Origin of the sequence: Streptomyces sp. NPDC088923 (genome assembly GCF_044749745.1) — a bacterium.
In the GTDB taxonomy this organism is placed as follows: Bacteria; Actinomycetota; Actinomycetes; order Streptomycetales; family Streptomycetaceae; genus Streptomyces.
Window position 1 is genome coordinate 1,674,054 of record NZ_JBIVIO010000001.1, and the last position, 12,385, is coordinate 1,686,438.

10 protein-coding genes and 1 pseudogene are annotated in these 12,385 nt (G+C 72.2%); 9 read left to right on the forward strand and 2 right to left on the reverse strand.

Annotated elements, in window-relative coordinates:
- Positions 1-30: 30 nt before the first annotated feature.
- From ACIP4O_RS07600 to holA, 8 genes are all read left to right on the forward strand, one after another.
- Positions 31-774, forward strand: a complete 744-nt coding sequence (locus ACIP4O_RS07600) for a hypothetical protein (RefSeq protein WP_401572691.1) — start codon at positions 31-33, stop codon at positions 772-774.
- A gap of 162 nt (positions 775-936) precedes the next feature.
- A complete protein-coding gene (locus ACIP4O_RS07605; protein WP_401572693.1) occupies positions 937-1,782 on the forward strand; it encodes a DegV family protein in 846 nt (281 codons plus the stop codon).
- Positions 1,783-2,158: 376 nt separating this feature from the next.
- Positions 2,159-2,953 carry a helix-hairpin-helix domain-containing protein gene (locus ACIP4O_RS07610; RefSeq protein ID WP_401572695.1) on the forward strand — a complete coding sequence of 265 codons (795 nt, stop codon included), beginning with the start codon at positions 2,159-2,161 and terminating at the stop codon, positions 2,951-2,953.
- Positions 2,954-3,066: 113 nt separating this feature from the next.
- The gene (locus ACIP4O_RS07615; RefSeq protein WP_401572697.1) at positions 3,067-5,583 is read left to right on the forward strand and encodes a ComEC/Rec2 family competence protein; all 2,517 of its coding nucleotides are present in this window, start codon (positions 3,067-3,069) and stop codon (positions 5,581-5,583) included.
- 105 nt (positions 5,584-5,688) lie between these two features.
- Positions 5,689-6,474, forward strand: coding sequence for an SDR family oxidoreductase (locus ACIP4O_RS07620; RefSeq protein WP_401572699.1), 786 nt, complete (start codon positions 5,689-5,691; stop codon positions 6,472-6,474).
- Between the two features lie 205 nt (positions 6,475-6,679).
- On the forward strand, positions 6,680-7,564 hold the full coding sequence (locus ACIP4O_RS07625) for a YceI family protein (protein WP_361322595.1): 885 nt from the start codon (positions 6,680-6,682) through the stop codon (positions 7,562-7,564).
- A gap of 63 nt (positions 7,565-7,627) precedes the next feature.
- Positions 7,628-7,888, forward strand: coding sequence for a hypothetical protein (locus ACIP4O_RS07630; protein ID WP_401572702.1), 261 nt, complete (start codon positions 7,628-7,630; stop codon positions 7,886-7,888).
- 66 nt (positions 7,889-7,954) lie between these two features.
- The gene (gene holA, locus ACIP4O_RS07635; RefSeq protein WP_401572704.1) at positions 7,955-8,938 is read left to right on the forward strand and encodes a DNA polymerase III subunit delta; all 984 of its coding nucleotides are present in this window, start codon (positions 7,955-7,957) and stop codon (positions 8,936-8,938) included.
- Between the two features lie 197 nt (positions 8,939-9,135).
- On the opposite strand, the pseudogene ACIP4O_RS07640 reads toward holA, so the two are convergent.
- Positions 9,136-9,475 (reverse strand): annotated as a pseudogene (locus ACIP4O_RS07640) (VOC family protein).
- A 270-nt stretch (positions 9,476-9,745) separates the two neighbouring features.
- Complete coding sequence (gene rpsT / locus ACIP4O_RS07645; RefSeq protein WP_007827162.1) at positions 9,746-10,012, reverse strand: 30S ribosomal protein S20; 267 nt, start codon at positions 10,010-10,012, stop codon at positions 9,746-9,748.
- Positions 10,013-10,267: 255 nt separating this feature from the next.
- Between rpsT and lepA the strand changes: the two genes are divergently transcribed.
- Complete coding sequence (gene lepA / locus ACIP4O_RS07650; protein WP_361322582.1) at positions 10,268-12,133, forward strand: translation elongation factor 4; 1,866 nt, start codon at positions 10,268-10,270, stop codon at positions 12,131-12,133.
- The last annotated feature ends 252 nt before the right edge of the window (positions 12,134-12,385 follow it).

The following is a 12,385-nucleotide window of genomic DNA, read 5'->3' on the forward strand; positions in this document are numbered from 1 at the left end:
ACCGTGTGACCACCGGTGGAAGGGGACTCGATGTCGGCCGTGCTCATCGTCCTTGCGTTGATCTTCGTGCTGTTCGTCGTCACCGGGGCCTACGTGGTCGTCAAGGTCGCGGGCGCGGCCAAGCGCGGCGTGGACCGTACGGTGAACCAGGCCCGCAGGGCGGTCGAGGACTCCACGCTCAAGGCGCGCTCCTACGCCCGCCCGGGCCCGCACGGGGAGATCGCCGGGCTGCGGATCTCCCTGCGGACCTCGATGCGGGCGACGCAGGAATCCCTCGCCGCGCGAGCGGGCGACGACAGCGGCCTCACCGAGTCCCTCGGCCTCTTCCGCCGCCTGAGCGTGCACGGGCACGCGCTCGACGACGAACTGCGACGCCTGGAGAACGACCCGGACCGCGCGGGGCTCGCCGCCGAACTGCCGGCGCTCCGCGACCGTACCCAGAAGATCGTCCGAGCGGCCGACGGACTGCGCCACGCCCTCAGGGACCGCGCGCACCACGACGCGGACGACGAGCTGGACGAGCTGAGCCGGCAGATCGACATGGAGACCGGCGCCCTGCGTCACTGGGCCCCCGCCGAAGGCCCCGAACCCGCCCCGCAGCCCTGGCCGGCCGCGCCGACGGTGCCGGATGCCGACACTGTCGCGCAGCGCTGGGACGACGGTGCCGCACCGGCTCCCGGGCACTCCCCACCCCCGCTCGACGAGGCGCGGCCCGCGGCGCACCCCTGGGAGCGTCTCCTCAAGAAGCCGCAGGAGCAGCCCCGCCCGGAGTGATGGGCGGCCCGGCCCGCTCCACCCGGCGCGCCTGTCATCCCCGTAGCCTTCACTGCCGCTCTCGCTCCCTCGGCTCCCTTCGTTCTGTCGGTCGGCCTTGCCCAGCCCGCTCCGGCGGGGGTGGGCTGCCGGGCGCCGCACGGGCCAGGTAACCTCCGAGCCATGTCACGCCATGTCGCGATCGTCACTGATTCCACGGCCTACCTGCCGCCCGGGACGAGTGCGCGACACGGCATCACCTCCGTGCCCCTGACCGTCGTGCTCGACGGCAGCGCGTACGAAGAGGGCACGGAGATCTCGCCCGGCGCCCTCGCTCAGGCGCTGCGCAAACACCGTCCCGTGACGACGTCACGACCCAGCCCCGAGGCATTCGCACGCACCTACCGCCGGCTCGCCGAGGAAGGTGCGTCCGCAGTTGTCTCGCTGCACCTGTCCGCTGAACTCTCCGGTACGTACGACGCCGCCGCTCTCGCGGGGCGGGAGGCGGCGGTGCCCGTGCACGTCGTCGATACCGGAGCGGTCGCCATGGCACTCGGCTTCTGCGCGCTCAGCGCCGCCGAGCAGGCCGAGTCGGGCGGCACGGCCGAGGAGATCGTGGCGGCGGCGGAGAAACGTGCCGCCGGCACTTCGGCGTACTTCTGCCTCGACACCCTCGACCACCTGCGGCGTGGCGGCAGGATCGGGACCGCGCAGGCGCTCCTCGGCTCCGCCCTCGCGGTGAAGCCGCTGCTCCAGCTGACCGGAGGCCGGATCGAGCCGCTGGAGAAGGTCCGCACCACGGCCAAGGCCGTCGCGCGTCTGGAAGAACTTGTGGCGGAGCGGGCGGGCGCGGGGCGGGTGGATCTCGCCATCCATCACCTGGACGCCGCCGACCGCGCCGAGGCCCTCGCCGAGCGGTTGCGTGCCCGCGTGCCAGGGACGGCGTCGCTGTACGTGAGCGAAGTGGGCGCGGTGATCGGCGCGCACACCGGGCCGGGACTCCTCGGGGTCGTGGTCTCCCCGCGCTGAGCGGCTCTGCCGCTGAAAGGACGCCAGCGGGAGTTATCCACAAGGAATTCGGCCCCCGCCGTCTTCTCGCCATCACCCTCATCACTCTCTTGAGTGAGAGAAAAATCGGGTTTCGCGGAGTTATCCACAGATTTCACCTTCGAGGCGAGTGCTGTCGTAGGCATCGATTACGTTCGGTGACATGGAACGACGCACAGGTACAGACACGGACGCAGGCGCAGACACTGATGCGCAGGCGGCGCTCGCACTCGTGGCTTCCGGGCCGACATACGCGGGGCACGGGAAGGCCCCGTGGGCGCGGCACGCGGGGAAGACGCCCCCGCGCGGAGCACCGGGCGTCCGGACTTCGCCCGTCGCTTCGCTGTTCAGACACGGGTTGAGCACGGTCGCCGATCACCTCCCGTTGTGGCTGCGGTCGCGCTTCGCGCTCGATCGGCGAACGGTGCTGGCGCTGGCCGTTGTGCTGCTCGGCCTCCTCGGATTCGCAGGCCAGCACTGGTGGTCCGCGCGTCCGCAGCCGGTGGCCGTGCCCGCGGCTGAGCGCCCGGTGCCGGTCGAGGCGACATCGATGGGGAAGGCACAGGCGAAGACCGTGCCTTCGGGCGCCGCGACTGGAGGGGGTGGTGGTACCGACGACGGGGGCGGCTCGGAAGCGGCCGGTGTCGGTCCCGCTCCGGGTGCGGAGCGCGGTGCGCTGGTCGTGGACGTGGGCGGGGAGGTGCGTGAGCCCGGGGTGCGGAGGCTGGCGCGGGGCTCGCGAGTGGAGGACGCGCTGCGGGCGGCCGGAGGGGTACGGAAGGGCGCGGACCTCCAAGGGCTCAACCGCGCCCGTCCGTTGGTGGACGGTGAGCTGGTCTGGGTCGGCTCCCCACCACCCGGGGGCTTCGCCGCCGCGGTCGGTACGGGGACGACACCGGGCCAGGCGCCGGCCGCGGCCGGTACGGGCGCGGCCTCGACAGGCGGGGGCACGGCTCCGGGTACCTCGGTCTCGCTCAACGCTGCCTCGCTTGATCAGCTCGACGGTCTCCCCGGGGTCGGTCCCGTCCTCGCTCAGCGCATCCTCGATCACCGTGTCGCACACGGCGGGTTCGGTTCGGTGGAGGAGTTGCGCGAAGTGACCGGGATCGGGGAACGACGTTTCGCCGAGCTGCGGGAGTACGTGCGGCTGTGAACGGGGTGAAAGAAAGCCCGCGGCGAGAAGAGGCCGTCGCGGGAAAGGCACTGAGGCACGGGCGAGAGGGACGTGCGGGTTCGGACGCGTCGGGGGAGGCGCCCTCCCCTGGGATGGCGTCCGGCCTCGTGGAGAAGACCGCGGACCGGCAGGAGGGTGTGGATCTGCGGCTCGCGCTGCCCGCGCTGGGTGCCTGGGGCGCGGCTGCCCTCGTGCTGGGACTGTCGGCCCGTGCCGGGTTCTGGATCGCGATCGGGTGCGGGGTGTCCGGCGGTGGGTTGCTGCTCCGCGGGAGGAGGGGGCGGGCGGGGGCGGGCTGTGGCGGGCGGCGCTGGGTGGTGGCGGCCGTGCTCGTTTGCGTGGGCGCTGGGGCGGCGTCGGCAGCCGTGGGGAGGGCCGATGTCGAGCGTGGGCCCGTGCCGGGACTGGCGCGGGAGAGTGCGGTGACAGAGGCGATTGTCGAGGTGAGGGAGGTGCCCCGGGCAAAGCCGTCGGCGGTGCGGGGAGGAAGGGAACTGCCGGGGCAGCTGCTGTGGGAAGGGGAGGTACGAGAGGCAGAGGTGAGGGGCGGGCGGGTGGTCCGGGTGCGGACTCCGGTGCTCGTGGTGGTGGACGGCGTCATGGAGCCGGGGCGGGAGAAGAGGGCACGGGAGTGGCTGCGGTTGCTCCCGACGACACGGGTGCGGGCCCGATTCCGGTGGGGTTCTCCGTGGGTGAGAGGGCAGCGGGCAGCCGCGGTGGCGCGGGTGCACGGCGAGGCGGGGCCCGTCGTGGTGGGGCGGCCCTCCGGCGCGGAGCGGCTCGCGGGGAAGCTGCGCGACGGCCTGCGCGGGGCGGTGGCGCCGCTGCACCCGGACGCGCGGGCCCTGTTGCCAGGGCTTGTCGTGGGCGACACCTCTGGACTGACGCCCGAACTCGAACGGGTCTTCCGGGCGACCGATTTGACGCACCTCCTGACGGTCAGCGGGGGGAACTTCGCGGTCCTGCTCGCCCTGCTCCTCGGACCGCAGGGACGGGCCGCACTGGCGGAACGGGGCGGACTCGCACCGAGAATCGGTCTGTCGCTGCGGGGAACGGCGGTGGCGGGCGGCATGCTGTGCGCCGGGTTCGTGGTCGTGTGCGGTGCCGAGCCGAGTGTGGTGCGGGCGGCGGGATGCGGGGCGGTGGCGCTGGTGGCGCTCGCGACCGGGCGGCGCAGGTCCATGGTGCCGGCGCTCGCCGCCGTGGTCCTCGCGCTCGTGCTCTGGGAACCGTGGCTGGCGAGGAGCTTTGGCTTCGTCCTCTCGGTTCTCGCGACCGGGGCCCTGCTGACCGTGGCGCCGTCCTGGAGCGCGGCACTGCGGCGGCGCGGGCTGTCACCGCGACTCGCGGAAGGGCTCGCGGCGGCGGCAGCGGCGCAGGCGGTGTGCGCTCCAGTAGTGGTTCTGCTCGCGGAACGGGTGAGCCTGGTCGCCGTGCCCTGCAACCTGCTGGCAGAGCCTCTCGTCGCCCCGGCGACGGTGCTCGGCTTCGGCGCCCTGGTGCTCGCGCCGCTGGCGCAGGCCCCCGCCCAGGCGCTGGCCTGGTGCGCGGGGTGGCCGGTGCGGTGGGTCGCGGGGGTGGCGCGCGCGGGCGCCGCGCTGCCCGGGGCGGGGCTCGCGTGGCCCGGCGGCTGGGCGGGGGCCGGGATGCTCGCGGGGACGGTGCTGGTGCTCGTACCCCTCGGCAGGCTGATGCTGCGCTCGCGGTGGCTGGTCTGCGGGTGCGCGCTGCTCCTGGTGCTCGCCGTGGTGCGGCCCGCGCCGGTGACGCGGGTGCTGGGGGCATGGCCGCCCGCTGGGTGGCGGTACGTCATGTGCGACGTGGGGCAGGGGGACGCGACCGTCCTCGCCGCCGGGGCGGGCACCGCGGTGGTGGTCGACGCGGGGCCCGATCCGGACCGGGTGGCCGGGTGCCTCGACCGGCTCGGGGTGCGACGGGTGCCGCTCGTGGTGCTGAGCCACTTCCACGCCGATCACGTGGCGGGTCTGGAAGGGGTGCTGCGGGGCCGGGCGGTCGGGGCCGTGCAGACGACGGCTCTCGCGGAACCGGCGGGGCAGGCGGCGACGGTGCGGCGTACGGCGGCGGAGCACGGAGTGCCGGTGCTCACCGCGGTGGCGGGCGAGCGGCGGGCGGTCGGCGGGGTGAGCTGGGAGGTGGTCTGGCCGCCCGCGGGCGCTGGGCCGGTCGGCGACGACGGTCCCAATGACGCGAGTCTCGTGTTGTCGGTGCGGACGGGTGGGGTGCGGCTGTTGCTCGCCGGGGACGTCGAGCCCGCGGTGCAGCGGGAGTTGCTGCGGCGGCGGGGCGGGGCCCCGCGCGTCGACGTGCTCAAGGTGCCGCACCACGGTTCGGCCTATCAGGAGGGGGAGTGGTTACAGCGGGTGGCGCCTCGCGTCGCGTTGGTCTCGGTGGGGGCCGACAACGAGTACGGGCACCCGGCCCCTCGTACGCTCGACGCCCTGCGCGGTACCGGAGCACTCGTCGAACGGACGGACCAGCATGGGGACTTGGCGGTGACGGGAGGCTCTGCGACAGGGCCGGGCGGGGTGCGGGAAGGGGACGACAAAGGGGAGGGAGAGGCGCGGCTGGGCGTGGCCAGGGAGCGGTGAGGGCGGGCACGGGGGAGCCCCGGGGATCGGGGTGGCGGTGGGGACGGTGGGGTGCGGGGCGGAAAAGGGGTGGTCGGAGGGTGCGCGGGAGCCGAGCATGAGGGGATGACCGGGAGTGGAGAAGCGGGGGACGCGTCCGGTGTGCGGCCTGTCGCGCTGGTGAGCGGGGTGGGACGCAGAGCCGGTATCGGGGCCGGGGTGGTGCGCCAGTTGGGGAGCTCGGGATGGGACATCGCGTTCACCTACTGGAACGCGTACGACGCGCGGATGGAGTGGGGTGAGGAGGAGGGAGCGATCGAGGCGATCGGGGCGGAGCTGGCGGAACGTGGGGCGGCGTGTGCGGCGATCGAGGCGGATCTCGCGGACCCGGGGGCGCCGGAGCGGGTCCTCGCGGAGGCGGAGAGCCGGCTCGGCGCGGTGACGGCGCTGGTGCTGTGCCACTGCGAGTCGGTCGACTCGGGGTTGCTCGACACGACGGTGGAGAGCTTCGACCGGCACTTCGCGGTGAACGCGCGGGGAAGCTGGCTGATGATCAGGGAGTACGGGCGGCGGTTCAGCGGCCCGCACGGCAGCGGGCGGATCGTGGCCTTCACGAGCGATCACACGGCCGGCAGTCTGCCGTACGGGGCGAGCAAGGGAGCGCTGGACCGGATCACGCTCGCGGCGGCACGGGAGCTGGCCGGGCTCGGCGTCACGGCGAACGTGATCAATCCGGGGCCTGTCGACACCGGGTGGATGCCGACGGAGACGCGGGAGTACGTACGGGAGGCGACGCCGCTCGGGCGGCTCGGCACCCCGCACGACACCGCGCAGCTCGTGGACTTCCTGTGTTCGCCGCGCGGACAGTGGGTCAACGGACAACTGCTCATGAGTAACGGAGGCCTCGCGTAGAACGACGGCGCGGCTTACCGCACGTAACGGAAGTGAGCTGGAGGAACGTCAACTGGAATGTCAAATTCAGGTCAAACGGTGGAGCTTGGGGGGTGTCCGGCATTCCTACGATGTGATCCCGTGTTGCCTCGAAAGCCTCAGCAGTGGTCGAATGTTTGAGCCTGAAGGCTCAAAATCGATCACGAAAAGCAGGGGTGTCCGGTAGATGTTCGGCCTGGGGACGAAGAACCGCGTGAGTGGCGGGCGTGGGAGAACGGCGCTCGCGGAGGCGGTTCTCCCTGACGGGGCGGGGCTGTTCAGCTGCCGGGTCCTCGATCCGGTGGGCGAGCCGCTCGCCGGGGCGGAGTGCTCGCTCACCGATGGGCGGGGGCGAAAGGTCGCCACCGCGGCGGCCGATCCCTTCGGTTCCTTCGTGGTCTCGGTCGCGGAGGGCGAGTACCGGCTCGCGGTCGGGAGCGAGGGGTACACGCCGCACCGTGGCGATGTCCTCGTACGGGACGGGGAGCACACCGACCTCGGGGCGCTCACGCTCCAGGCGGCGGCGCCACCCGCGCTGCCGTCGCCCGGGGACTGGGAGATCGATCCGACGCACTCGTCGATCGCGTTCACCGCGCGGCACATTGGGCTCGCCCGGGTGCACGGGAGGTTCAACACCTTCGCCGGGGTCGTGCGGATCGGCGAGCGGGTCGAGGACTTCGCGATGCACGTGCTCATCGACGCGGCCTCGATCGACACGAACGTGCGTATGCGGGACGACCACCTGCGCTCCTCGGACTTCCTCGACGTGAGCGCGTACCCGACGCTGGAGTTCTACAGCGAGCGGTTCGCGCACCGGGGCGGCGGCCGCTGGGGCGTCACCGGAGCACTGTCACTCCACGGGGTGACGCGTACGGTCACGCTCGACGTCGACTACCTCGGGCAGGGCAACGGCATGGAGGGGGAGCAGCGGGCGGCGTGCCGGGCGACGACCGAACTGCACCGCGACGACTACACCGTGAGCTGGCAGACCATGCTCGCGCGCGGGATCGCCGTCGTCGGCCCGAGCATCACCATCGAGCTGGACGTCCAGGTCATCCCGAAGCAGGGGTGAGGTGCGGCGCCGGGCACGGACCCCGTGGTCGGAACAGCGCGGCGCATACGGCAGGATCTCCGCGTGAACGACGAGAACGACGTGAACGTGGCGCATGTGCTGGTGCTGCCCGACCGTGACGCCGCCGAGGAGGCGGCCGAGGAACTGGCCCGCCGCTACGAGCTGAGGACCGAGCCGGAGATCGTGCGCGAGGCACTGGCCGGTGAGGACGACGCCGAGGACGCGCAGTGGCTGATCGTGCTCTCGGAAGAGGCCGGTGAGTTCGACGCGCGTGAACTGGACGAATTCGCGAGCGAGTGGGACGGCTGGCGCGAGGCGCCGTGACGGTGGGCGGGTGGCCGTCGCCGGGGCCGGGCTCGTTGTCGGTGGTGCGTGGGATGCTTGGCGGTGATGGCCAGGAAAAACGCTGACGACGACCCGCTCGCTCCGCTCACGCTCGCCGTGGGGCAGGAGGAGTTGCTGATCGACCGCGCGGTGCGGCAGGTGGTGCTCGCCGCGCGGGCTGCCGACGCCGACACCGATGTGCGCGAACTCACGCCCGACCAGCTCCAGCCCGGCGGGCTCGCCGAGCTGACGAGCCCCTCGCTCTTCGCGGAGCGCAAGGTCCTTGTCGTGCGGAACGCGCAGGATCTCTCCGCGGACGCGGTCAAGGAGGTCAAGGGCTATCTGCCCACGCCCGTGGACGAGGTCGCGCTCGTGCTGTGCCACGCGGGCGGGGCCAAGGGCAAGGGGCTGCTCGACGCGGCACGCAAGGCCGGGGCGCGCGAGGTCCCGTGCCCGAAGATGACGAAGCCGGCCGATCGGCTCGCCTTCGTGCGCAACGAGTTCCGTACGACGGGGCGTTCGGCGACACCCGAGGCGTGCCAGACGCTCGTGGACGCGATCGGCAGCGACCTGCGCGAGCTGGCCGCGGCGGTTTCGCAGCTCACCGCGGACGTCGAGGGCACCATCGACGAGGCGATCGTCGGGCGCTACTACACGGGCCGCGCGGAGACGTCGAGCTTCACGGTCGCCGACCGGGCAGTGGAGGGCCGGGCCGCCGAGGCCCTGGAGGCGCTGCGCTGGTCGCTCTCCACGGGCGTCGCGCCCGTCATGATCACGAGCGCGCTCGCACAGGGGGTACGGGCCATCGGCAAGCTCTCATCGGCGCGGGGTGGGCGCCCCGCCGACCTGGCCCGTGAGCTGGGCATGCCGCCGTGGAAGATCGACCGGGTGCGGCAGCAGATGCGCGGATGGACGCCGGACGGTGTCTCGGTCGCGTTGCGCGCGGTCGCCGAGGCCGATGCCGGAGTGAAGGGCGGCGGCGACGACCCGGAGTACGCCTTGGAGAAGGCCATCGTGACGGTCGCCCGCGCGGCCCGCTCCCGCCGCTGAGAACGAGCTCCGGCTCGCCGCGCCGCGAGGCGGGTCCGCCGGGCCGGCGTGCCGGTCCACCGTGCTCCCGCCCCGGCCCCACTCGCCCCCCGGGCCCCGTGCGCCCCACCCGCCGCGCTGCCGCCCGGTCCACCGAGCCCCGCCCCGTACAGCCCCCGCCCTTCGGATCGCCGTCCCGGTACCCGAACAGCGGGCCCTCAGTAGAACTGTGACAAGCAGAACTCGTGCCCCTCGGGGTCCGTCATGATCACCACGACCCCCTCCTCGTACTCGTGGCGCTCGCCCGTCTCCCCGCCGCCGAGGGCGAGGACCTGGGCGATGTCGTCCACCTCGACATCGAGGTGCAGACGGGCCTTCCCCCGTCGCGGTTCGGACCGGCTGGAAGACGAGGCGGGGCTGCGCGTCGTCGACGTGGCCCAGGTAGACCCAGCCGGGCATCGAGGGGCCGCGCGGCCGGTCCAGGAGCGCGCTCCAGAAGGCCGAGACGCGTTCCACGTCGACGCAGTCGACGGTCACCCCGACCCAGCGGTTCGCCATGTCCGTACCCCCGTGGTGATCGTGCCGGTGACGGCGATGACATCGTGCCGGAAACGCCGATGACCCCGCCCCGTCGCAAGGACGGTGGCGGGGTCATCGGTCGAGTCCTGTGTGCCTTCGGCGGCGATGGGCCGGCGCGATCCCGCACCCGCGTGGCGAACGCTAGGCCGCATACGGGATCTGTCGGGACGGGACGGGGAGCGGTAGAGAGGGCCCGCTGGGTCCCCGTCGTCCCGGGGACGACGGTCGGTGCCGGAAGGCGGAGGAGGCTCAGCCCTGGAGGGAGGCGGCCTTCGAAGCAAGCGCCGACTTCTTGTTGGCGGCCTGGTTCTTGTGGATGACGCCGGAGGAGACGGCCTTGTCGAGCTTGCGCGTGGCGACACGCGTCAGCTCCTGGGCCTTCTCGACGTCACCCGCGGCAGCGGCCTCGCGGGCCTTGCGGACCGCGGTCTTGAGCGAGGACTTGACGGCCTTGTTGCGCAGGCGCGCCTTCTCGTTCGTCTTGTTCCGCTTGATCTGGGACTTGATGTTCGCCACGAAAGAGCCTTTTCAGCTGCAAGCGCGCGGCCGGAACCGCGCGAATGTTTCGGTTGAGTGCGCGTGTCCCCGAGCTGAGAGGGCTGGGAGACACACAGTGCACCAGGCTAGCAGCCGCTCGCTGAGCGGCCCAAACCGCCTGTCGCCCGTCGCGCATGGGACGATGGGTCCTTACATATCCGACCGACTGCCCGAAGCCCGAGCCAGAGGCGGCCGGCCGCTCCGTGCCGGACGCCTCAAGAATCAGGACCCCGCGTGCCCGCGACCCCTCTCCATGTGCCCGAGCCGAGCCGTACCGACCCGGCGCTGATCAGGAACTTCTGCATCATCGCGCACATCGACCACGGCAAGTCCACGCTCGCCGACCGGATGCTCCAGCTGACCGGGGTGGTGGAGCAGCGGCAGATGCGCGCCCAGTACCTCGACCGCATGGACATCGAGCGGGAGCGCGGCATCACGATCAAGTCGCAGGCCGTGCGGCTGCCCTGGGCCCCCAGCGAGGGCGAGGGGCAGGGCAGCACCCACATCCTCAACATGATCGACACCCCCGGTCACGTCGACTTCACCTATGAGGTCTCGCGCTCGCTCGCCGCCTGCGAGGGCACGATCCTCCTCGTCGACGCGGCCCAGGGCATCGAGGCGCAGACCCTCGCCAACCTCTACCTGGCGATGGAGAACGACCTCACGATCATCCCGGTCCTCAACAAGATCGACCTCCCGGCCGCGCAGCCCGAGAAGTTCTCCGAGGAGCTGGCGAACCTCATCGGCTGCCAGCCGGAGGACGTGCTCAAGGTCTCCGCGAAGACCGGCGTGGGCGTCGAGGCGCTCCTCGACCAGGTCGTCGCACAGATCCCGGCGCCGGTCGGGATCAAGGACGCCCCGGCCCGCGCGATGATCTTCGACTCGGTGTACGACTCGTACCGCGGTGTCGTCACGTACGTACGTGTCGTGGACGGCCAGCTGAACAAGCGCGAGCGCATCCGCATGATGTCGACCGGCGCGACACACGAACTGCTCGAAATCGGCACGAACTCGCCCGAGATGCTCGCCGCCGACGGCCTCGGCGTCGGCGAGGTCGGGTACCTGATCACCGGTGTGAAGGATGTGCGGCAGTCCAAGGTCGGTGACACGATCACCAGCCAGTCCAAGGGCGCCGAGGAGGCGCTCGGGGGCTACAAGGACCCGAAGCCCATGGTCTTCTCGGGCCTCTACCCGCTCGACGGCTCGGACTACCCCGAGCTGCGCGACGCGCTCGACAAGCTCCAGCTCAACGACGCCGCGCTCGTCTACGAGCCGGAGACCTCCGCCGCGCTCGGCTTCGGCTTCCGCGTCGGCTTCCTCGGGCTGCTCCACCTCGACGTCATCCGCGAGCGTCTTGAGCGCGAATTCGGTCTCGACCTGATCGCGACCGCGCCCAACGTGGTCTACCGCGTGATCATGGAGGACGGCACCGAGCACACCGTCACCAACCCGAGCGAGTTCCCCGAGGGGAAGATCGACGAGGTCTACGAGCCGGTCGTGCGCGCCACGATCCTCGCGCCGAGCGAGTTCATCGGCTCGATCATGGAGCTGTGCCAGAGCCGGCGCGGCGTCCTCCTCGGGATGGACTACCTCTCCGAGGACCGCGTCGAGATCCGCTACACCCTGCCGCTCGCGGAGATCGTCTTCGACTTCTTCGATCAGCTCAAGTCCAAGACGCGCGGGTACGCCTCGCTCGACTACGAGCCCACGGGCGAGCAGACCGCCCACCTCGTCAAGGTCGACATCCTCCTGCACGGCGACAAGGTCGACGCCTTCTCGGCGATCACCCACCGCGACGCCGCCTACGCCTACGGGGTGCGCCTCGTCGCCAAGCTCAAGGAGCTCATCCCGCGCCAGGCCTTCGAGGTCCCGGTGCAGGCCGCGATCGGCTCCCGGGTCATCGCCCGCGAGACGATCCGCGCGATCCGCAAGGACGTCCTCGCCAAGTGCTACGGCGGTGACATCTCCCGCAAGCGGAAGCTCCTGGAGAAGCAGAAGGAGGGGAAGAAGCGCATGAAGATGGTGGGGTCCGTGGAGGTTCCGCAGGAGGCCTTCATCGCCGTCCTCTCCAGCGACGAGCCGGGCGGCAAGAAGAAGTAGCCGCGTGCCCGCCCTCCGGTGGGGCGGTCGCCGAACCGGTTTCCGGCCCGACGGGCCCCGTACGCCTTCTGGCGCGGGGCCCGTTGTCGTGCGGGGGCGGCCCCGCCGGGCGCGGGGGCCGGCCCCGCCCGTACGGACACGCGCCCGCCCGCCGCGTACCGCGGGTCCCGTACGGGTGCCCCTCCCGGAACACGGGTGCTCTTACCGGAAACGGAGCCGGGACGGAAGAGGGGGGAGGGGCGGATGTGGTGA